The organism is Microbacterium sp. GQ128 (genome assembly GCF_059758615.1).
In genome coordinates this window covers 43,076-64,617 of the sequence record NZ_JCAXDY010000006.1, presented here as the reverse complement: position 1 = coordinate 64,617, position 21,542 = coordinate 43,076, and the positions used below count along the sequence as shown (strand labels likewise).

The following is a 21,542-nucleotide window of genomic DNA, read 5'->3' as shown; positions in this document are numbered from 1 at the left end:
TCCTGCATCCGTACTTTCTCCCGACAAGTGCTCGTCTGTCGGACGCTGACCCGGGTTCCGGGCATCGGCGGACGGTGGGACAATGGAGGTATGGCCCCCACCGATACCCACCAGACCGTCGAAGCGACCGTGCGCCGTGTGCCGCGGTACGGCGTGCTCATGGGCATCGGCGTGGTGCTCGGCATCATCGCCGCAGGCATCCTCACCTGGACCGGCAGCTTCGACGAGTCGCAGGCTCTCGACATCGTCTACCCGCCGGGCCAGGTCTTCGGGTTCCTGTTGCTGTGGACCGTCCCGATCGGCATCGCCCTGGGCGGCGTCGCGGGACTCGTCATGGAGCGCATCGCCCGCCGTCACGACCGCGTCGTGCAGGTCGACCGCGAAACCGTCGTCGAGGACTGATCCCCTCCGCACCTGCTCTCGTGCCGAGTGCACGGCTTGTTGCCGAGCGCACGGCTTTCGCGCGCGTGTTTCTCGTGCACTCGTGAGCAACCCGTGCACTCGGCGCCCCATCGGCGCCCCGGCGCGGAGGACTACGCCAGCTCGGCGATCACCGGGCGGATGGCGGTGTCGAACGCCACGACATCGCGGCGCAGCCCGTCGGTCACGGCGACCGTGAGGTCTCCGATCCACCAGATGCCGCGCTGCGAGAACGGCAGCACCTGCACGTTCAGCTCGAACGAGTGCGCGCGACGCCCGACCTCGCGCTCGAACTCCGCGATCGCGCTGGCATAGGCGCGGTAGGCGTCGCCTCCGGTGTGGCTCTTCATCGAGCTCACGTACCGATCGTGCGCGGCGTGCGCGTAGAGGAGAGCGGATGTCGCCTGCGGGGCTATCGCGGCGGCGAGCTCTTCCGCACCCGTGGCGGGCAGAGCCACCAGGGTCTCGAACCCGTCGATGAGTTCGAGCGGCACATCTGAGGGGTGTGCGCGCGGCTCGACCGTCATGTCCCAGTAGTTCCGCCACTGCTCCTCGACCGCGGGGGAGGCATCCGTGGCGTCCGGCGCGCGCACGGCGAGGTCGCGAAGGGCGGGAAGGTCCTCCGGTGCGCGGATCCCGAGTCGCTGACGCAGCGCGAGCGCGACGAGCACCGGAACGCTCGCGTCTTCGCGGATGAGCCACTGCGGCTTGTCGGCCATGGCCCCATCGTAGGCGGCGAGGGGGTCCGGATCCGAGGTGCGACTTCGCGGAGAGTCGGACCGGCTGCGGGCGGTAGGCTGGAGGGGTGGCTGCCTCCCCCACCAATCCCTATTCCGAAGCCGGCGTCGACACCGCTGCAGGTGATCTCGCCGTCGAGCTGATGAAGTCTTCCGTGCGCGCGACGCACGGCCCCGAAGTGCTCGGCGGTGTCGGCGGATTCGCCGGCCTGTTCGATGCCAGTGCGCTGCGAGACTTCCGTCGCCCGCTGCTCGCGACCAGCACCGACGGCGTCGGCACCAAGGTCGCGATCGCGCAAGCGATCGACAAGCACGACACGATCGGCCAGGACCTGGTCGGCATGGTCGTCGACGACATCGTCGTCGTGGGAGCGAAGCCCCTCTTCATGACCGACTACATCGCGTGCGGCAAGGTCGTTCCCGAGCGCATCGCCGACATCGTCCGCGGCATCGCCGAGGCGTGCTCGGCCACGGGCACCGCGCTGGTCGGCGGCGAGACCGCGGAGCACCCCGGACTCCTCGGCCCGCGCGACTACGACGTCGCGGGCGCGGCCACCGGAGTGGTCGAGGCGGATGCCATCCTCGGCGCGGATCGCGTGCACGACGGCGATGCCGTGATCGCGGTGGCCTCCAGCGGACTGCACTCCAACGGCTACTCGCTCGTCCGCCACATCGTGACCCGCGCCGGCATCGGCTACGGCGACAACGCCGCCGACTTCGGCACCACCTGGGGCGAGGCACTCCTCGAGCCGACCCGCCTCTACACGCTTCCGCTGCTGCGTCTCATCGAGCAGCTCGGCGGCGGGGTTCACGCCCTCAGCCACGTCACCGGCGGTGGCATCGCGGCGAACCTCGCGCGCGTGCTCCCGGAGGGCAGCTGGGCCGAGGTCGACCGCAGCACCTGGTCGCCGAGCCCCGTCTTCCGGGTGCTCAGCGACATCGCCGGCTCCACGCTGGAGTCCGCGGAGGGCACCTGGAACCTCGGCATCGGCTTCCTCGCCGTGGTGGCCGCAGACAAGAAGGATGCCGCGATCGCGGCGCTGAACGCCGAGGGCATGCCCTCGTGGCAGGTCGGGACCGTGGGCTTCGGCGCGCGTCCGGCCGGCGAATTCGAACAGGGCGCCAAGGGCGTCGACGGTGGAGCAGTGCGCCTGGTCGGCGCCTACGCGGACGGAGCGAAGTAAGAGCCCATGTGCGGCATCGTCGGAATGGTGGGCTCTGCCCCGGTCAATCAGGACATCTACGACGCACTCCTGCTGCTGCAGCACCGCGGCCAGGATGCGACGGGCATCGCCACCGCCGAGGCGAACGGCGTGATGCACAACGCCAAGGCGCAGGGCATGGTCCGCGAGGCGTTCCGTACCCGGGACATGCGCGCGCTGCTCGGCAACGTCGGCCTCGGTCACGTGCGCTACGCGACCAAGGGCACGGCCTCGAACGAAGAGGAGATGCAGCCGTTCTACGTGAACGCGCCGTACGGCATCATCCTCATCCACAACGGCAACCTCACCAACACGCGTGAGCTCACGGCCGACATGGCCCAGCGCGACCGCCGTCACCTCAACTCGTCGAGCGACACCGAGCTGCTGCTCAACGTGCTCGCCGGTGAGCTGCAGAACACGACCTCGACCGTCGACCTCGACCCTGAGCGGGTGTTCGAGGCCGTTGCCCGCACGCATGAGCGCATCGAAGGTGCCTATGCCGTGATCGCCGTGATCGCCGGCTACGGTCTGCTCGCGTTCCGCGATCCCTTCGGCATCCGTCCGCTGATCCTGGGCCGTCGTCCGTCGACCGTCCCCGGCGCGGAGGGCAAGGACGAGTGGGTCGTCGCCAGCGAGTCGCTCGTGCTCGAGAACGGCGACTACGAGGTGGTCCGTGAGGTCGAGCCCGGCGAGGCCGTCTTCATCACCAACGACGGCGAGCTGTTCTCCAAGCAGTGCGCCACGGCCGCGACGCTCGCGCCCTGCGCGTTCGAGTACGTCTACCTCGCCCGTCCCGACTCGGTCATGAACGGCATCTCCGTCTACGAGTCGCGCCTGCGCATGGGCGACCGCCTCGCCGACACCATCGCCAAGCACGTGCCGATGGACAAGATCGACGTCGTCATGCCGATCCCCGACTCCTCGCGCCCCGCGGCCATGGAGGTCGCCCGCAAGCTCGGCATCGAGTACCGCGAGGGCTTCTACAAGAACCGCTACGTCGGCCGTACCTTCATCATGCCGGGGCAGGCGGTGCGCAAGAAGAGCGTGCGCCAGAAGCTCAACGCCATGTCGACCGAGTTCCAGGGCAAGAACGTGCTGCTGATCGACGACTCGATCGTGCGCGGGACGACCTCGAAGGAGATCATCCAGATGGCGCGGGACGCCGGCGCCGCCTCGGTGACCTTCGCCTCTGCGGCGCCTCCCGTGCGGCATCCGCATGTCTACGGCATCAACATGCCGTCGCGCCACGAGCTCATCGCCCACGGGCGCACGATCCCCGAGATCGCCGCCGAGCTCGGCTGCGATCACCTCGTGTACCAGGAGGTCGAAGACCTCAAGGCCGCGATCATCGAGGGGTCGGTCCTCACCGATCTCGACATGAGTTGCTTCGACGGCCGGTATGTGACCGGCACGGTCTCGGATGAGTACCTCGCCTGGGTGGAGGGGTCACAGACCTCATGACGATGCCGAGCGCACGACCGCTGTGGCAGGGTCGGGCTCTCGCACTCGTGGGGATCGTCCTGGTGGCGTTCTCGCTGCGCTCCGCGGTCGCCTCCCTGTCGCCGGTCATCGACCATGTCGCCGCGGACTTCCCCGTCTCGCCGGTCATCGTCGGGCTGATCGGCGCTGCGCCGCCGGTGTGCTTCGCGATCTTCGGCCTGCTCACTCCGCTGTTCGAGCGTCGGTTCGGGCTGGAGCGGATGGCGGTCGCCGTGATCGCCCTGATGGCACTGGGCATGCTGCTGCGGGGGTTCGCGGTGGACTCGACGACCCTGCTCGCGGCGACCGTCGTGGTGTTCGCGGGGGTCGGCTCCGGCAATGTGCTGCTGCCTCCGCTGGTGAAGAAGTACTTCCCGGATCGGCTCGGGATCGTGATGACGATCTACTCGACCACGTTGGCGGTGTCGACGTTCCTGCCCCCGCTGGTGGCGGTGCCGGTGGCTGACTCGCTCGGCTGGCGGGTGTCGCTCGGCATGTGGGGCATCGTCGCCGGGATCGCGCTCGTGCCGTGGGTGGCTCTGCTGGTGAAGGACGGCTCGCGCGCGGACACCCCGATGAAGATGGAGCTCCTGGTTCCCGACCCCACCGACGGCGTGAACGACGTGCAGGATGCCGTGGCCGCCGCGACCGGACCGATCTCCACCGCTCCGGCGAAACGGGGGCACTTCGCCCGCCTGTGGCGGCTGCCTCTCGCGTGGGCGCTCGCCGTCGTCTTCGGCACCTCGTCGACCATGGCCTACGTCTCGTTCGCCTGGATGCCGACGATGCTGGTCGACATCGGCGGGGTGACCCCGGCGACGGCGGGCTTCCTGCTCTCGCTGTTCGCGCTGATCGGCCTGCCCTGCTCGCTGCTCGTGCCGGTGCTCGTCGTCCGCTTCCAGGCCACGCGCCCGCTGTTCTTCGTCGCCGTCATCGGTGGTCTGGTCGGGCTCGCCGGGCTTCTGCTGTTCCCGACCGTCGCGCTGCCGCTGTGGGTGAGCATCTTCGGGCTCACTGCCATCATGTTCCCGCTGAGCCTCGTGCTGCTGAGCATCCGCGCCCGCACGTCGGAGAGCGCGGTCGCACTGAGCGGTTTCGTGCAGAGCATCGGCTATGCGATCGCGGCGACCTTCCCGCTGCTGGTCGGTCTGCTCCACGAGACGAGCCATGGCTGGCAGATCCCGCTGCTCGTGATCGCGGGGGTGCTGATCGTCGCGATCCCCGCGGGCATCGTCGCAGGGCGTCGCCGCACGGTCGAAGACGAGTGGGAGCGCCGGCACGGACACTGGTGAGGGTGATCTCCGGGGTCAGCGTGCCGAGCGGGGCGGAGCGGTGGACGAGCGCACGATGAGCTGCGGGTCGGTGGACGGCACCTCGCCGACCGCCTCGTGCCCCTCGATCTGGGCGATGACCCGGAGAGCGGCCGCCCGCCCCATCGCCTCGAAGGGCTGGCGGACGGTCGTGAGCGCCGGAGACGCGTAGGCGGCGAGGGCGATGTCGTCGACGCTCACCACCGAGACGTCGTCGGGCACGCTGCGGCCGGCCTCATGCAGCGCGCGGATCAGGCCGAACGCCATCTCGTCGCTGCTCACGAACACCGCGGTGACCTCGGGGATGGCCGCGATCGTGCGGCCGGCGCGGTAGCCGGACTCGGGGGTCCAGTCGGCGGGGATGACGGGCGGCGGCGCGATGCCGTGGTCGCGCAGCGTCTGCTCCCACGCTTCGCTGCGCTGCTGCGTCTCGGTCCAGTAGTCGTCGCCCGACACGTGCCAGACGGTCGAGTGGCCGAGGTCGAGGAGGTGCTCCACGGCGAGACGGGCGATCGCGCGCTGGTCCACGGCGAGCGGCGCATCCTCGTCGAGGGAGGTGCGCTCGCTGCGGGTGGCCGGGGTGCGCTCGGTGCGGGCCCGCATCGCGGGGCTGTCGAGTTCGACCGGCACGCCGAGGATGATGCCTTCGGCGCCTTGACGCTCGAGCCGATCGAAGGCCTCGAGGAACGATTCGGCGGAAGCATGATCGGCGACCGCTGCCGTGGTCACCGTGTACCCGTTCGCCGCGGCCGCCTGCTGGATACCGACGCCGAGGGCTGCGGACGAGTAGCGGTCGGTCGAGACCACGATCACGCCCAGCACGCGCGTGCGGCCCGAGGCGAGGGAGGCGGCGGCGGCGTGCACGCGATACCCGAGCTCTTCGACCGCGGCCATCACTCGCCGCGCGGTGTCGGGGCGCACGGTGTCCTGCCCGGACATGACGCGCGAGACGGTCTGCGTCGAGACGCCGGCCAGTCGGGCGACATCGACCTGGCTGGGCGCGCGGTCGTCTTTCGGGCGGCGTGGTGACATGTGACCAATGGTAGCGATCAATCGCCGGAATATCAGGAGGCGGTGGCCGTGGTGATGCGATAATGTGAACGCAAACACTCGTGCTTGGAGCGCTATGCCTGACCTTCTCGCCTCGGCTCTCGACGGCTCTTCCGCTGCTGTCGACGCCCCGGAAGCCGCGCCGCGGATCGACGCGCCCACCCTGACCTGGCGGGACGGGGAGATCCTCCGTGAGGGCATCTCGCACCGCATCCTCGCCGGTTCGATCCACTACTTCCGCGTGCATCCGGACCAGTGGGAAGACCGGCTCCGCCGTCTCGCGGCGATGGGCGCGAACACGGTCGACACCTATGTCGCCTGGAACTTCCACGAGCGTGTCGAGGGCGACATCCGCTTCGACGGCTGGCGCGACATCGAACGCTTCGTCCGGCTCGCGGGCGAGGTGGGTCTGGACGTGTTCCTGCGGCCCAGCCCTTACGTCTGCGCGGAGTGGTCCAACGGCGGGATCCCGTTCTGGGTGTCGGGGCGCGTCGCCGCGCTGCGCACCAGCGACCCCGAGTTCCTTGCAGCGGTCGACGCCTGGTACGACGAGCTCATCCCGCGGCTCGTCCCGCTCCAGGCCTCGCAGGGCGGACCGATCGTGGCCATCCAGGTCGAGAACGAGTACGGCTCCTTCGGCAGCGATGCGGGCTACCTCGCCCACCTGCGCGACGGGCTGCGCCGTCGGGGGATGATCGAGATGCTCACGACGGCCGATGGCATCACCGGCGACATGATCGAGCACGGCAGTGTGCCGGGGGCAATGGCCACCTTCACCTTCGGCACCGGCGTCGCGAGGGCCGTGGAGCTGCGACGCGAGGGCGATGCGCTCATGTGCAGCGAGCTGTGGGGCGGATGGTTCGACCACTGGGGCGAGCGGCACCACGTGCGCTCCGCCGCCAGCACCGGGGGCACGATCGAGGAGCTGCTCGCCGCCGGCGGATCCGTCAGCCTCTACATGGCGCACGGCGGCACGAACTTCGGTCTCTGGAACGGCGCGAACCACGACCGGGTGCTGCAGCCGACCGTGACCAGCTACGACTCGGATGCGCCGATCGGCGAGGACGGCACTCTCAACGAGAAGTTTCACGCGCTCCGGGCGATGTTCGCGCCGTTCCATGCGCGCGAGCTCCCGCCCGTTCCCGCAGCCCCGCGGAGGCAGGCCGCGTCGTCGGCCGCGCTGCATCCACGGGGGTCCGTGCTCGACCTCGTGGCGAGCCTGCCCGTGACCGGCGACGTCACTCCGCGCCCACTCACGTTCGAACAGTTGGGTGCCGAAGACGGCCTGGTCGCCTACGAGGCCGAGGTGTCGTACCCCGCCGACGCGACGCTCACGATCGACGGACTGCACGACCGTGCGGTGGTGTTCCTCGACCGTCGTCCGCTCGGGGTGCTGGAGCGCGACGGTGAGACGTCTCTCGCTCTGCCCGATGCCGGCGGGGCCGGCCGACTCGTGATCGTCGTCGAGAGCCTCGGCCGCATCAACTACGGCCCGTATACGGGCGAGGGCAAGGGCATCATGCGCGGCGTGATGATCGGCCGTCGCCTGGTGAACGGATGGACGCATCGCCTCGTCCCGCAGGACGCCCCGGACCCCGCCGCGTGGACGGATGACGGTGCGTCCGAGGGTGTGGCCATCGCCTCCTTCGACATCGCCGAGCCCCTCGACGCGTGGCTGGCCTTCCCTGGCGGATCGAAGGGGATGGTCTGGTTGAACGGATTCCTCCTCGGCCGGTACTGGAAGGTGGGTCCGCAGGAGACGCTCTATGCGCCTGCGCCCCTGTGGCGCGTCGGACGCAACGAGATCGTGGTGCTCGACACCGACGGCCTCGGTGCGACGATCGAGATCCGCGAGCAGCCGTCCTTCGGTGAGACCGAGGAGTTCATCGGCTCCTGAGCCTCGCGCTCGTACTGGGGTGAGCGGGTGCGGGGCGACGGGTGTGCGTGAGTGACTTTCGGCTAATGTTTGCGCTTGCTACTACCGGATGCTTGATTCGACGGGATCTGCGCCCGTAGAGTGATAGCGCAAACATCGATGCGAATCGATGGCATCCATCCGCGACGCATCGGGGCGTCTGTTCTCCCGAGTGTCGCTCCGCTCGAGAGGCAAGACGTGTCGAAACCTTCCCGACCGCCACGCACCGCCGTCGCCGTCAGCTCGCTGCTGGCGACCGCGCTCGCGTTCGGCGGTGTGTTCGCCCAGGCGCCCTCCGCGCAGGCCGCCGACCTCATCCCCGTGCCCAAGTCCGACTATCGCCTGCATGCGGTGTCGAGCGAATCCGATCCGTATCCGGCACCGCCGTCGCTCGACGGCACGGCGCTCGGGGCGTTCGACGGTGACTTCGGCACGCAGTGGACCTCGCGGTACTCCGTGAACGCGCCGTTCCCGCACTGGATCTCCGTCGACCTGCAGCGGTCGCTCTCGGTGAAGGCGCTCGACTACTCGGTGAAGCGCGGGCAGAGCGTCGCGGCGAAGACGGTCGAGGTCTACGTGACCGACGACGCCGCCGTCGCGCTCACCTCCCCGGCGGACGGCGGCTGGGGATCGGCCTCCGCCACGGCGACCCTGCACGCCCCGACCGCGAACGACGAGAAGCAGCGCATCGCGCTCGACGCCGCGAAGGACGGCCGCTACGTGGCCCTGCTCGTGATCCACGCACAGGGAACGACCGGTGGGGGTGCGGGCGAGATCGAGATCCTCTCGGACGAGGAGCTTCCGCCGATCGTCACCGAACCCGAGAACCCCTCGGCGGGCGAGACGATCGAGATCACCCGGGGCGGGACGACCGCGACCGTGGCGAAGGCCTTCCCGCAGATCACCGGCTACCGCGTCGGCAGCGCGACGTTCGGCGGACAGCGCACGTCATCCGAGAAGTGGGCGGTGAACGGCACCGCCTATGCCGCCGGGACCACGGCGACCGCGACGGCCGACGGCGTCGACTACGTCTCGGTGCTCGACGGGATCGACGTCACGATCAGCAGCACGATCCGCGTCACCGACGAGGGGACGGTCGAGTTCGAGGTCACCGGCGTCGAGGGATCGGCCGCCGTGAACACCCTTGGTCTGCCCGACAACGCGTTCCTCTCTGCGAGCGCGGCGGATGCCGGATCGGTCCTCGACCGCACCGTGATCAGTCCCGACAGCACGAAGAACGCCGACGAGCACATCGCCGTGAACGGGTCGACGACCATCGGCCAGAAGGGCGCGGCCTTCGCGTTCCTCGGAAACGGCGCGCTCGTCGGCAGCGTCATCACCAATGCGACCACGCAGGCATCCGGGGGAACCGCCTCCTGGAACACCCGCCTCACCACCCGCGTGACCGAGGCGGCAGGGCGCACGGCCGAGATCGGCTCCAACGCCTGGCTGATCCATCCGACCACCGCGGTCGACGATCGTGTGAAGACGTTCGCGCTGCCGCGGGTGACGGTGCTCTTCACCGCTGACCGCAACGACGACTCCGCCGTGGACTGGCAGGACGCCGCGATCCGCTACCGCGAGGTCGACACCCCGCGGCTCGGAGCCGATCGCGTCGCCGAGCGCGTCGTCAGCCGTATCCCGTTCAACTTCGCCTCCAGCGCGACCAACTACTTCGACCTGGTGCTCGACAACACGAAGCGCATCGCGAACCAGACCGACGGCCTCGGCCAGTGGGTGCTCAACAAGGGCTACGGCAGCGAGGGCCACGACTCGGCCAACACCGACTACGGCGGGAACTACAACGAGCGCGCCGGTGGGCTCGCCGACCTGAACACCCTCGTCGACGAGGGCGCGAAGCTCAACGCCGACATGAGCGTGCACGTGAACGCCACCGAGATCTATCCGCAGGCGAACGCCTTCGACTCGGCGATCCTCGACGGCACGGCCCCCTACAAGCCGGGCTGGAACTGGCTCGACCAGTCGTACTACATCAACCAGCAGACCGACCTGGGCACCGGGCGCGTGCTCGACCGCTTCCAGCAGCTGCGGGACGAGGTGCCCGGCCTCAGCGGCGTCTACATCGACGTGTACTACTCCAACGGCTGGGTCGCCGAAGAGCTCGCGGACGAGCTGAACGGCATGGACCTCGAGGTCGCGACCGAGTGGGGCGACAAGTTCGTCGACAGCACGGTCTGGTCGCACTGGCCGAACGACCTCGCCTACGGCGGCAAGGACAACAAGGGCATCAACTCCACCATGGTGCGCTTCATCCAGAACGGACAGGCCGACGTCTGGAACGACGACGCCCTGCTCGGCCAGCAGCGGCTGATCGACGCCGAGGGCTGGGTCGGCAACCGCAACTGGGACGGCTTCGTCGACAACATCTGGAAGCAGAGCCTGCCGACCAAGTTCCTGCAGCACTTCGACCTGCTCACCTACGAGGCGGGAGCCGAGGCGACGCTGACCGACGACGTGGCCGTGCGCATGGACGGAAGCACCAGGGTCGTCACGATGGAGGGGGCGACGGTGCTGCGCGGCGACTCGTACCTGCTGCCGTGGCAGTCGCTGGAGTCGAACGAGGATGCCGGCTCGCCGGTCGACGCCGACAAGATGTACTTCTACTCCGCATCGGGCGGCGAGAAGACGTTCGGTCTCACCGAGGCCTTCCGCGGGAACACCGCCTTCGACGTCTTCGAGCTCGGTGACCAGGGGCGTGTCAAGGTCGGCACCGTCGACGCGACGGGTGGCGAGCTCACTCTCAGCGGCGACAAGGGCACGGCCTACGTCGTGGTGCCGCAGGGAGGCGCGCAGCGCGCTGCCGTCGAGTATCACGATGCCGGCCTCGACGACCCGGGGTTCAACTCCGGTTCGCTCGATGTCTGGCACCCGAAGGGCGATGTGACGATCGAGCGCACCGACCTCGGCAGCGCGAAGAACGAGTCCCGCGGCGACAACATCGCCGTGCTCGGAGCATCCGCATCGTCGATCTCGCAGACCGTGACCGGGCTCACCCCCGGCCAGCGGTACGCGTTCTCGGCGCAGGTGCAGATCGACCCGACCGAGACCCGCGACGTGAGCGTCTCGGTCGACACGGGTTCCGGTGCGGTGACCCGCACGTGGAACCTCTCGCCGACCTACAACTACATGCGCGCGGATTCCAAGGCAGGTCAGTACTACCAGCGCGGTTCGACGTCGTTCCTGGCTCCGGCATCCGGTGAGGTCACGGTCTCGGTCGGTGCTGTCGCGGGTGACGCGAAGGTCCGCATCGACAACGCCCGCGTCTCGGCCGACACCACGTCGCCGTTCGCGGCCGGCACGGTGTACTCGAACGACTTCGAAGGCAACGAGGCGGGCTGGGGCCCGTTCGTGAAGGGTGACGCCAACGGCATCGACGATCCGCGCACCAGCATCTCGCGCCGTCACGACCCGTACGCGAGCAGCGACTGGCGCAACACCGCCAAGCCCTTCGATGCGGGTCCCCTCGCCGGGCTGGCGGTGGACTCCACGCTCAACGGCGACCACTCGCTCATGTCGCACTCCGAGAACAACGGCGTCGTCTACCGCACCGACCCGACCCTCGTGCCGCTGCAGGCGGGGCACTCCTACCGCATCGGCTTCGACTACCAGGTCGGCGCGAGCGGGGCGTACCGCTGGCTCACCGGGACGGATGCCGTGGCCGGTGGCAAGGTCACCTCGACCACGCTCAGCCGCACCGGGATCACGCAGGCGCTGGAGACGGCGAAGTTCTCGCAGGACGTGATCGTCGGATGCGGCGACTACACCTGGGTGGGTCTCGAGCGCGTCGGCGGGCCGGATGTGGACTTCGTGCTCGACGACTTCACGGTCACCGATCTCGGCCCCACGACCGGCGGCACTCCCTGTGCCACTGTGTCCGGCGAAGCGGGCGTCCTGAGCCCAGGTGCCCAGACCGCGTTCACCACGACCTTCACCAACAGTGAGCCCATCGCGGTCGAGAACATCGGCGTGCAGCTCGAGGTGCCGGAGGGCTACGTGGTCGAGGTCGCCGACGACTCCTCGAACCTGTTCGACGAGGTCGCGGCCGGCGACAGTGTGAAGACCACCTGGCTGGTCACCGCGCCGGCGGAGGCTGCCGGTACGACGGTCGGCATCGGGATCGCGGCGACGTACCTCGCGGACTGCGATGTGCGCACGGTCAGCACGACCCAGGAGGTGTCGGTGCCCTCGCGGGCCCGCATCCCCAACGCGCAGATCACCGCGTCGGCGAACTCCGAGGAGACCTCGGGTGAAGACGGTGCGGCCGCGAACATGCTCGACGGCGACGCCGGGTCGTTCTGGCACAGCCGGTGGAGTTCGGCCGCGACGTCCTACCCGCACGTGCTGACGTTCGATCTCGGTGACGCGGAGCAGGTCGACGGAATCTCGTACCTGCGCCGTGGGGCCAACCAGAACGGTCCGATCAAGGGCTACGAGGTCGCGGTGTCGACCGACGGTCAGGCGTACACCCCCGTCGCGACGGGCGAGTGGAAGAACGTCGCCGAGTGGCAGGACGTGGACTTCGCGGAGACCACGGCCCGCTACATCCGGGTGACAGCCACCTCGTCGATCTCGGGCACGCAGTTCGCTGCAGTCGCCGAGATGGCCGTGTACGGCTCTTCTGCTCCGCAGGAAGGTCACGCCCCCGAGGCGCGTCCGACGGACGACCTGAGCGAGTGCAACCCGGTGACGGATCCGAAGCTCGGACTCGACGCCGACTCGGTGCGGGCCGGCGAGACGGTCGGCATGGAGCTCACGGGCTTCGCGCCGCGGTCGACGGTCTCGGTCTGGCTCGACGACGAGAAGCTGACGGATGCCGCGGTCGATGCGAAGGGCGCCTTGACGACGCGACTGCTGATCCCGGCCGATGCCTCCGTCGGGAAGCACCGGGTGATCGTGCAGGACTCGGCGGGCGTCGAGCTCGCGAGTGCGGCGCTGAAGGTCAAGAAGGCCAAGCCCGGGAAGGATGCGCGCATCACGGCATCCATCAGCTCGGTCGCGGCCGGAGCGAGCGTGGCCGTGCAGCTGAGCGGCTTCGACCCCGACGCGCTGATACAGCTCTGGCTGCACTCCGAGCCGGTGCGCATCGGCGAGGTGACCGTGTCGGTCCAGGGGGATGCCGTGGCGACCGTCACGATCCCGGCGGCGACCCCCGCGGGGGCGCACGCTCTCGTCGCGACGGATGCGCAGGGTGCGGAACTGGCGCGAGCGGACCTCGCGGTCACAGCCGGCGCGGAAGGCGGCGGCGACCTCGCCACGACCGGTGCCGACGGAGCCCTCTGGGCCGGGGCAGCTGCGGTCGGTCTGGCCGCGGTCGCCCTCGGCCTGGTCCTCTGGCTGCGGAGACGCCGCCTGAGCTGATCCCGCTGACGCACGACGGCCCGGAGGAGTCTCCTCCGGGCCGTCGTGCTGTCCGCCCTCTCCCGCCTCTCGCCCCTCGTGCCCGCCCTAACCCCGCTCGTTTCTCCCCGGGTGCACGGCTTGCTGCCGAATGCGCGGCGTAGCGACGTGAGCAACCCGTGCACTCGCGACCAACCCGTGCACTCGCGACCAACCCGTGCACTCGCGAACCATGCCACTCGCGAAACATGCCGCTCACGAACCATGCGCGCACGCTCACGCAGAAGTCCGCCCTCAGCAGGGTGCTGAGGGCGGACGGGATGGGGCGACGGCGGGGGAGGATCAGCCCTTCACGGCACCCGCGGCGAGGCCGGAGCGCCAGTACTTCTGCAGGGAGAAGAACAGCAGGATGAGGGGGATCACGCCGAGCAGGGCGCCGAGCATGACGGCTCCCTTGTCGGGCGCGAAGTAGCTGACCATGCCGTAGAGGCCGAGAGTCACCGGCTTCAGATCCTGGCTCGAGATCATCATGAGCGGCAGCAGGAAGTTGTTCCAGGTGGCGACGAAGATGAACAGGAAGATGGTCACCATCGCGGGTCCCAGCAGCCGCAGCACGATCGTGAAGAAGATGCGACCCTCGCCGGCGCCGTCGATGCGGGCGGCCTCGAGCAGCTCGGTCGGAACGGATGACTGCGCGTAGACCATGCCGAGGAACACCCCGAACGGCGACACCGCCGAGGGGATGATGATCGCCCAGATCGTGTTGGTCAGCCCGAGCGCGTGGAACTCGATGTACAGCGGGACGGTCAGCAGCGCCACGGGGAGCAGGAGCCCCGCCATGATCACGCCCACGGCGATGCGCTTGCCGGGGAATGCGAACTTCGCGATCGCGTAGCCGGCCATCACCGCGAACAGAGTGCCGATGACCCCCGCGCTCACGGAGTACAGCAGGGAGTTGCCGACCCAGCGCCAGAACAGCCCCTGGGTCCAGCCCATCAGACTGTCGTAGTTGGTGTCGAGGTTCCACTCGGCGAACCAGAAGCCGAACGTCGACGTGAGGTCGGCGTTGTTCTTGGTCGACGCGACGATGAGCCAGTAGACCGGCACCAGGAAGTACAGCGTCGCGATGACCAGCGCGATGATGCCGAACGCCCGGGCGACCGGGGTGGGTGCGATCGAGGGCGGCGGAGCATCCACATCGGGCGCGCGACGGGGGCGTCGGCGCGGGGATGCCTCGGTGGTGATGAGGCGTGTGGTGGTCATGCGTCGCCCTTCCGGCGCTGCAGCAGCGCGTACACGATCGCGAGCACGCCCGCGATCAGAGCCATGAGCAGGGAGTAGGCGGATGCCGGGCCGCTGCCCGACGGCGAGATCTCGCCCATCATCGTGTTGTAGGTGAGCATCATCGGGGTGAAGTCCTTGCCCATCCACGAGTTCGCGGCCTGCAGCACCACCGGCTCGTTGAACAGCTGGATCGTGCCGATGATCGACAACAGCACCGCGAGGAGTGCTGCTCCCCGCACCAGGGGCACCTTGATGCGCATCGAGATCTGGAATCCGGACGCTCCGTCGAGGCGGGCCGCCTCGTACAGGTCGCGCGGCACCGCCTGCAGGGCCGACAGGAAGATGAGCATGTTGTAGCCGGTGTACGTCCACGTGGTCATGTTGGCCATCGAGAACAGGATCGTGCCCGGCGCCATGAGGTCGGTGCCCTCCGGGAGATAGGGGAGGAAGGGCGAGACCGCCGGTGTGTAGAGGTACAGCCACATCATCGCCGCGATGATGCCGGGCACTGCGAACGGCAGGAAGAAGGAGAGCCGGAAGGCCGCGGGCCGGCGCACGATGAAGGAGTCCAGCAGGAGTGCCAGGCCGAGCGCGACGAGGATCATCACCGGGATCTGCAGCGCGGCGTAGAGGACGACTCGCCCCATCCCGGTCCAGAACGCACCGTTGGTCGCCGCAGTGACGAAGTTCTCGATGCCGACGAACGTGTCTACGAGCTCGCCGCCGCCGTAGAGTCCGTCACCCGCCGGCACCTGCGCGAAGAACGACGAGCGGATCGACACGATGATCGGCACCAGGAAGACGACCACGAACAGCACTGCGAACGGCGTCATGAACAGCCATCCCGTGAGGCCTTCGCGTCGGGTCCCGAACCGGCGTCGGCGGACGGGGTCCGCGGGAGTTCGCGGTGCCTGCGCCGGTGCCGCACCTCGCGTTTCGGTCACTGTGACCATGGTGTCGCCTCTCGATCTCAAGACGACGGCGGAGTGCACGATTGCACGTGCACTCCGCCGTCGATCATCCGATGATGCCTTCTCGTGCGCTCACTTCGCGACCGGGAGGCCGAGGTCATCCAGCGAGGCGACTGCCGTCTCCTGGGCCGTGGTGAAGATGTCGGCGACCGATGCGGTGCCGGCGACGGCGGCCGCGGCGGTCTCGTTCATCTTCGACAGCGTCGAGAAGCCCGGTGCGTACGGGAAGTCCGGGTTCAGGTTCTCGGTGGCCGTGCCGAGCTCGGCGAGCACATCCTGACCCCCGAACTGGCGCAGCATCTTCTCGGGGGTCTCGACATCGCCCTTGGCGGCGACGACGAGGCCCTGCGACGCGAGGTCGTCGACCTGCGTGTTGAGCCAGTCGTTGAACTCCATGGCCTCGGCGGGGTGCTCGCAGCCCTTCAAGACCGAGACGCCGGAGCCGCCGTCGGGGCCGCTCATGGCGCCCGCACCGAAGTCGGGGAGCTGGGCGACGCGCCACTGCCCCTCGGCCGGCGTGCCGTCGAGGGAGTCGAGGAGGAACCCAGCTTCCCACGCGGCCCCGACGTGACCGATGAGGCTGCCGTCGTTGAGCGCTGCGGTGAAGCCTTCGCCCCAGCGCTCGGTCGCGAGAGTCTGCTTGCCGTCGAGGAGGCCCTGCCAGAACGCGGCCACGCGCTCGGACCCTGCGCCCTCGGTGTCGACCTTCCACTCGTCGCCGGCGGTGCCGAACCAGGTGTCGCCGGCGGCTGCCGACTGGGCGGAGAGCCAGTTCTGCGCTTCATCGGGCGTGAAGGCGGTGACGTACTTGCCGGCAGCGGCCGCCGCGGCGGAGTCGGCCGTGAGATCGTCGAGCGTCTCGGGGGCGTCGAGGCCCAGTGCCGTGAACTCGGCCTCGTTGTAGAAGTAGACGAGGGGGCCGGTGTCCTGCGGGAGGCCGACGATGGCGTCGCCGACCTTCATGCCGCTGAACGCGCCGGCGGAGAAGTCGTCTTCGTACTTCTTGGCCTCGTCCGCGACATCCTGCAGCAGTCCCTTGACGAACAGCTGCGGCACCTCCGAGTAGCCGGTCTGCGCGAGGCAGGGGCCGTTGCCGGCCTTCACGTCGGTCTCGAGCTTGAGGATCATGTCGCTCGACTTGCCGTCGAACTTGGTGGCCTTCACCTGGATGTCGGGGTGATCGGCGTTCCAGCGGTCGACGATCTCGGCGATGGGGGTCATGCCCTCGCCGTCGGGCAGACGGTGCAGGTAGTCGATCGTGACGGGTTCGCTGCCGGCGCCGGAATCGCCGGAATCGCCGGTCGAGCAGGCTGCGAGGCCGAAGGCCGACACCGCGCCGACCGCGACGATCGCGGCGGTACGGGTGAAGCGAGGGGTGATTGCCATGCTGTTCTCCTCTTTGAGGTCATGTTCTGCGGATCGCCCTGGGCGGGGGCCTGACGCCGAAGCATCATCGATCACATGCACATCAAATCAGAAAATGTTTGCGCTCACAAGCCTGGAAACATCATAAATACAGGCGCATCGGCGTCGGCCGGGAGAGCGCTGACATCACGCGAGCAGTGCGAGAGCAGAGGTGTTCCGAGGCCGACGCGCGTCCGACAGGCGTCCGACAGGCGTGCGGCGCCCGGACACGACGAAACACCCGCACGTGGTGTGCGGGTGTCACGAAGCAGAGCGGGCGGTCAGGCCTTCTCTAGCTCGTCCTCGTCTTCGTCTTCATACTCATCGGCCCACTTGTCGACGTAGGCGTCTTCGTCGGTCGGGTGAGCCAGCTCGCGCTCGAGCGCGGAGTAGTTCACCGACGGACTGTACGCCTTGAGTTCGCGGGCGATCTTGGTGTGTTTCGCCTTCTGACGGCCACGGCCCATGCGCGAGACCCCCTCACGAGTTAAGCCGCGGGTGTTTGAGGCCCGGGGCATTTCACGACACCGGCGCGAAGCCGGTAAGAGTAGCATTCAGAATAGCACGCGGGGAAGATGCACTGGCCGAGGCCAGTCTGGTGAAGGGAAACGATCTCATGACCGACAACACTCCCACTCCATCCGACGAGGCCGCACAGAACGCGGCGTTGCAGAAAGCCGTCATCGTCGGCATGCAGTTGGACCAGGACCCCCACGTGATCCACGAGGCCGTGCGCTACGCGCGACTCCTCGGTGTCCCCCTGGTGGTGGCGCACGTGGACGTCACGAGATTCGTCACGTATGAGGATCCGGATGGCTACGTGCATTCGGCTCCGATCGACATCAATTTCGATGCAGGCGCCGCCGAGTTCGAGGCGGTCGAGGCTTCTGCCGCGAAGATCCTGGCGGGGGTGGATGTCACCTGGACGGCGCGTCAGCTCGTCGGCGACCCGGCGCTCGCGATCAAGCAGCTCGCCAACAAGCTGGATTCATCGCTCATCGTCGTCGGCACCCGCAAGCGCGGCATCGGAGAGTCGATCCGCGAGTTCTTCACGGGCTCGGTCGCGGCGCGGCTCGCGCACCGGCAGCACCGCTCGATCCTGGTCGTGCCGCTCGGCGAGTCGGTGCCCGATGAGCAGAAGGAGATCTGGCCGGAGTCCTAGAGGGCGTTCACGCTCAACAGCAGAGGGCCCCGTCGGCTGTTCGCCGACGGGGCCCTCTGCGTGTTCAGGATCCGGAGCTGCTCAGGGAGACCGTGACTCCACGGGCCGCGTTGTCGAGCGCATCCTCCAGCTCGGTCACGACCGACGGAGACAGCGTGCCACCCTTCGCGAGGTGCGTGCGCAGGTCGGTGCGCACCCGGGCGCGGAACGCGTTGATGACGGCATCCGCACGATGCATCTCCTCGCGACTGAGAAGCCGGGAGTCGTCTCCCGCCGTGCGCGGGCGGTTCTTGGCCGCGGTGCGCTCGCCCTTCTCGGCGGCGGCGAGGTCGGCGCGGAGGCTCTTCATCGCATCTTGGACGCTCTGTCGGACCTCGCTCGCGATCAGTCGCACCGAATCGGTGAGTCCCGCCTCGATGCCGGCGAGGTCGCCCTCACGCGATGCGAGTTCGGCCCGACCGGCCTCGGTGATCGCGTAGATGGTGGTGCGGCCGTTGACGGTCTTGGTGACCAGGCCCTCCTCCTCGAGCTTCGCGAGGCGGGGATAGATGGTGCCGGCGCTCGGCGTGTAGGTGCCGCCGGTGCGATCGGTCAGCGACTGGATGATGCCGTAGCCGTGCTGCGGCGCCTCGGCGAGGAGCGACAGCAGATACAGGCGCAGGTCGCCGTGGGAGAAGACGGCGGGGCTCATGCTTCCCACTCCTCGTCTTCCGTGATCGAGGCCGGCGTGCGGCGGAGGACGGTGACGCCACCGGAGACGGAGTTCGCGCGCAGGTCGACGAATCGTCCCGAGAGCTCGCCCTTCGTGCCGGTGTAGTTGCTGGGGCCGGAGGTGCTGCGCTCGACGCCGTCGATCAGCAGCCGACCGCTCAGCGAGCGGACGACGTAGTTCGCGGCCAGGGACTCGTCGAGGCGCACCGTGGTGCCGCCCGAGACGGAGTTGATGTTGATGGTGTTCACGTCTCCCGCAGCATCCACGAGGGTGGAGCCCGAGACGATGTCGACGGTTGCCTTGCGCACGGCACCCGTGACGGCTACGTCGCCCGAGACGCTGTTCGCGTTGATCGAGCCGGTGAGGCCGCGCACCTGCACGTCGCCCGAGACCGAGTTGACCGTGAGGTCGCCGATCAGGGTGTCGACGATGATGTCGCCGGAGACGGTGTTGAGGCGGGCGTCGTTGCGGAGGCCCGAGACGAGGGCGCCGGCGCTGACGACGCCGAGGTTCAGGGCGATCGAGCGGGGGACCGCGACGCTCACCTCGGCGCGGGGGCCGCCGGAGCCGAAGTTGCGGAACACCTCGAGGAAGTTGTCCCAGCCCAGCTGCGGGTGGTCGATCTCGACCTCGCCGTCGTGGGACTCGATGCGGAGGTCTTTGGTGGTGACGCCGTGCACCTCGATGCGGATGCCCGGTTCGTCGTGGGCGATGATGTCGACCTGTCCTCCGACGAGGCCCACCTTGAGGCGGGTGACGGACTCGATGTCGATGACGCGTTCCTCGCCGGGGGCGATGAGCCACTTCTCGGTCATGTGTGCTTCTCCTGTGTGTAGGGTCACGATATATCGTGTCTGGCCAGAGTAACACGATATATCTCGATCTTGTCAACCCTCCGCGTGAAGTTCGGGCGAAACCCTCATCGGAGAGGGGGTGGTCGCTGTGGCGGCCGCGCGTCCGTCCGGGGCCTGCGGGGGCGACCGGTAGTCTTCGACGGAAGGACTTCGAGGGGAGAAGACGTGGCCGGGCGATCGACGAAGCAGCCCATCGCCGACCGAATGTACGAGGTGCTGCTGCATCAGTTCATGACGGGGGAGCGGGCGGCCGGGCATAGCTTGAACATCGGAGCCCTGTCTCGCTCTCGCCCGATCACATCCGCACCCTCTACGAGTCGCGCTCGCCGATGGGCGTGGTGCTCTGCGAGATGATCGGCTACCCCGACCGTCAGGACGACCGCGACGAGATGCCGGAGTGGAAGACCGAGGGCATGCACCTCAACGACGTGCCCTGTGTCGCCTACGCGCTCAACCCCGAGTGGTTCACGGTACGGCGGCTGCGCGTGGACGTGGAGCTGAGCGGCAAGCACACCCGCGGACAGACGGTCGTGCAGATGATCGACCGGTGGCAGGGAGAGCCCAACGTCGACGTGCTCTTCGACATCGACGCCCAGGCCGTGGCCGACGCTCTGACGGCCTCCGTGACCTCGTTCGGAACCGCCGTCGACTGACCGCGTCTCCCGTCGTGACCAGCGGCCCCACCCTCCCGACCCGGGGGTGGGGCCGTTTTCGCGTGTGGGGGCGATGCTGACGGTGACGCACCGTGAGCTCTAGAGTCGAGTGATTGCCACCCCCGCCACCCGAATTCGAGGACAATCGACGATGACCACGATCTCAGGTGCGCATTACCGCGTGCGATGGGTGCGTTGCCTCGTGGCTCTCGGGGTTTCGAATGCGACCATCGGCGCTCTGCTGGGATTGATGTACTGGCTGTATTCGTTCGGATTCGGCTGGGGAAGTATCGCGGACTCCGGCAACGGCGGGGCTGTGTGGAGTGCCGTGCTGGCGAGCGCCCTCTTCGGTCTCATCATGCCCACGGGATTGAGTCTGTTGTCGCTGGTTCCGCAGCTGAGATCGCCTCGTTCGTGGCCGATGCGAGTAGCCGTGGGACCTGTGGCCTGTTCCCTTCTCAGTTTTATCTTCGTCTGGTACTTTCCCGCTGTGCTCGCATTCGTCGCGCTGGCAGCGGTCGGTGGCGGTGCGCTCAGCATCCTGGCTGGTCGGCTGGTCAACGGCGTGCGCACCGAAGTCGATTGTGAACCTTACTGATGAGGGGCGTGCGTTGATGAACCCGCTTATGCCCGCGGTCGGAACACTCGTCGTCTGCTTCGGCATCGCCATGATCGTGTTCCGTAAGCGTGTGGTGAAGGGTATCGAGCGCAAGGCGAAGAAGATCGGCAGTCCGATGATCTCGAAGTCGGCGAAGTCGGACGGACCTGGGCGCGTCATCGAAGTCGGCGTCGTCTTCATCGCCATCGGCGTCGTCGTGATTCTGAACGGGGTGGGCGTTCTTTAGCTCGCGGCGACGCACCCGCAGGCGCAGACGCAGAAGACCTGCTATTCCTACGATGGGCTGCGTCAGCTGACTCGGGCGTGGACGCCGAACGCCGCGACGGCATGTACGGCTGCTCCATCCGCGGCGGCTATGGGGGGCCCGGCTCCGATGTGGCTGGACTACGCCTACGACACGTTGACAGGCAAT

General features: G+C 68.4%; 18 protein-coding genes. 10 read left to right on the top strand and 8 right to left on the bottom strand.

All coding sequences use genetic code 11. The annotated features are described in order from the left end of the window. The first annotated feature begins 90 nt into the window (after nt 1-90). A complete protein-coding gene (locus AC6CHX_RS17850; RefSeq protein WP_136041115.1) occupies nt 91-402 on the top strand; it encodes a potassium transporter Trk in 312 nt (103 codons plus the stop codon). Between the two features lie 131 nt (nt 403-533). On the opposite strand, the gene AC6CHX_RS17845 is transcribed toward AC6CHX_RS17850, so the two are convergent. Continuing rightward, on the bottom strand, nt 534-1,139 hold the full coding sequence (locus AC6CHX_RS17845; RefSeq protein WP_498273907.1) for a zinc-binding alcohol dehydrogenase: 606 nt from the start codon (nt 1,137-1,139) through the stop codon (nt 534-536). An 86-nt stretch (nt 1,140-1,225) separates the two neighbouring features. Here AC6CHX_RS17845 and purM point away from each other — a divergent pair, with 86 nt between their 5' ends. The 3 genes from purM to AC6CHX_RS17830 are packed head-to-tail and all read left to right on the top strand — an operon-like array spanning nt 1,226 to nt 5,130. Continuing rightward, entirely contained in the window at nt 1,226-2,341 is a 1,116-nt protein-coding gene (gene purM / locus AC6CHX_RS17840) for a phosphoribosylformylglycinamidine cyclo-ligase (RefSeq protein ID WP_498273906.1), read from the top strand. Nucleotides 2,342-2,347: 6 nt separating this feature from the next. Continuing rightward, a complete protein-coding gene (purF, locus tag AC6CHX_RS17835) occupies nt 2,348-3,820 on the top strand; it encodes an amidophosphoribosyltransferase (RefSeq protein ID WP_452327317.1) in 1,473 nt (490 codons plus the stop codon). Further along, nucleotides 3,817-5,130: an MFS transporter gene (locus AC6CHX_RS17830; RefSeq protein WP_498273905.1), complete on the top strand. Its 1,314-nt coding sequence runs from the start codon at nt 3,817-3,819 to the stop codon at nt 5,128-5,130. Before purF ends, AC6CHX_RS17830 begins: the two co-directional genes overlap by 4 nt. A 15-nt stretch (nt 5,131-5,145) precedes the next feature. On the opposite strand, the gene AC6CHX_RS17825 is transcribed toward AC6CHX_RS17830, so the two are convergent. After that, complete coding sequence (locus tag AC6CHX_RS17825; protein ID WP_376102767.1) at nt 5,146-6,180, bottom strand: LacI family DNA-binding transcriptional regulator; 1,035 nt, start codon at nt 6,178-6,180, stop codon at nt 5,146-5,148. 94 nt (nt 6,181-6,274) lie between these two features. Between AC6CHX_RS17825 and AC6CHX_RS17820 the strand changes: the two genes are divergently transcribed. Together AC6CHX_RS17820 and AC6CHX_RS17815 are read left to right on the top strand one after the other, a co-directional pair. Beyond that, nucleotides 6,275-8,095: a glycoside hydrolase family 35 protein gene (locus AC6CHX_RS17820; RefSeq protein WP_498273904.1), complete on the top strand. Its 1,821-nt coding sequence runs from the start codon at nt 6,275-6,277 to the stop codon at nt 8,093-8,095. A 216-nt stretch (nt 8,096-8,311) separates the two neighbouring features. Continuing rightward, nucleotides 8,312-13,492 carry an endo-alpha-N-acetylgalactosaminidase family protein gene (locus AC6CHX_RS17815; protein ID WP_498273903.1) on the top strand — a complete coding sequence of 1,727 codons (5,181 nt, stop codon included), beginning with the start codon at nt 8,312-8,314 and terminating at the stop codon, nt 13,490-13,492. 321 nt (nt 13,493-13,813) lie between these two features. Here AC6CHX_RS17815 and AC6CHX_RS17810 read toward each other — a convergent pair whose 3' ends face one another. From AC6CHX_RS17810 to AC6CHX_RS17795, 4 genes are all read right to left on the bottom strand, one after another. Next, a complete protein-coding gene (locus AC6CHX_RS17810) occupies nt 13,814-14,734 on the bottom strand; it encodes a carbohydrate ABC transporter permease (protein WP_376102774.1) in 921 nt (306 codons plus the stop codon). Further along, nucleotides 14,731-15,708 carry a carbohydrate ABC transporter permease gene (locus AC6CHX_RS17805; RefSeq protein ID WP_498273902.1) on the bottom strand — a complete coding sequence of 326 codons (978 nt, stop codon included), beginning with the start codon at nt 15,706-15,708 and terminating at the stop codon, nt 14,731-14,733. The genes AC6CHX_RS17810 and AC6CHX_RS17805 overlap by 4 nt, the downstream gene beginning before the upstream one ends. 90 nt (nt 15,709-15,798) lie before the next feature. Then, nucleotides 15,799-17,112 (bottom strand): ABC transporter substrate-binding protein, encoded by a 1,314-nt coding sequence (locus AC6CHX_RS17800; RefSeq protein WP_498273901.1) that lies wholly within the window; start codon nt 17,110-17,112, stop codon nt 15,799-15,801. 299 nt (nt 17,113-17,411) lie between these two features. Next, nucleotides 17,412-17,597: a DUF3073 domain-containing protein gene (locus AC6CHX_RS17795; protein WP_029263716.1), complete on the bottom strand. Its 186-nt coding sequence runs from the start codon at nt 17,595-17,597 to the stop codon at nt 17,412-17,414. Nucleotides 17,598-17,746: 149 nt separating this feature from the next. On the opposite strand from AC6CHX_RS17795, the gene AC6CHX_RS17790 reads away from it, so the two are divergent. Continuing rightward, a complete protein-coding gene (locus AC6CHX_RS17790) occupies nt 17,747-18,292 on the top strand; it encodes a universal stress protein (protein ID WP_498273900.1) in 546 nt (181 codons plus the stop codon). Between the two features lie 64 nt (nt 18,293-18,356). Here the strand turns inward: AC6CHX_RS17790 and AC6CHX_RS17785 are convergent, their stop codons facing one another. Further along, entirely contained in the window at nt 18,357-18,983 is a 627-nt protein-coding gene (locus tag AC6CHX_RS17785) for a PadR family transcriptional regulator (protein ID WP_498273899.1), read from the bottom strand. Continuing rightward, a complete protein-coding gene (locus tag AC6CHX_RS17780; protein ID WP_498273898.1) occupies nt 18,980-19,819 on the bottom strand; it encodes a DUF4097 family beta strand repeat-containing protein in 840 nt (279 codons plus the stop codon). The genes AC6CHX_RS17785 and AC6CHX_RS17780 overlap by 4 nt, the downstream gene beginning before the upstream one ends. 368 nt (nt 19,820-20,187) lie before the next feature. Here AC6CHX_RS17780 and AC6CHX_RS17775 point away from each other — a divergent pair, with 368 nt between their 5' ends. From AC6CHX_RS17775 to AC6CHX_RS17765, 3 genes are all read left to right on the top strand, one after another. Further along, nucleotides 20,188-20,511 carry a nucleoside hydrolase gene (locus tag AC6CHX_RS17775; RefSeq protein WP_498273897.1) on the top strand — a complete coding sequence of 108 codons (324 nt, stop codon included), beginning with the start codon at nt 20,188-20,190 and terminating at the stop codon, nt 20,509-20,511. A gap of 151 nt (nt 20,512-20,662) precedes the next feature. After that, nucleotides 20,663-21,109, top strand: coding sequence for a hypothetical protein (locus tag AC6CHX_RS17770; protein WP_498273896.1), 447 nt, complete (start codon nt 20,663-20,665; stop codon nt 21,107-21,109). Between the two features lie 13 nt (nt 21,110-21,122). Next, nucleotides 21,123-21,356 carry a hypothetical protein gene (locus AC6CHX_RS17765; RefSeq protein ID WP_498273895.1) on the top strand — a complete coding sequence of 78 codons (234 nt, stop codon included), beginning with the start codon at nt 21,123-21,125 and terminating at the stop codon, nt 21,354-21,356. The last annotated feature ends 186 nt before the right edge of the window (nt 21,357-21,542 follow it).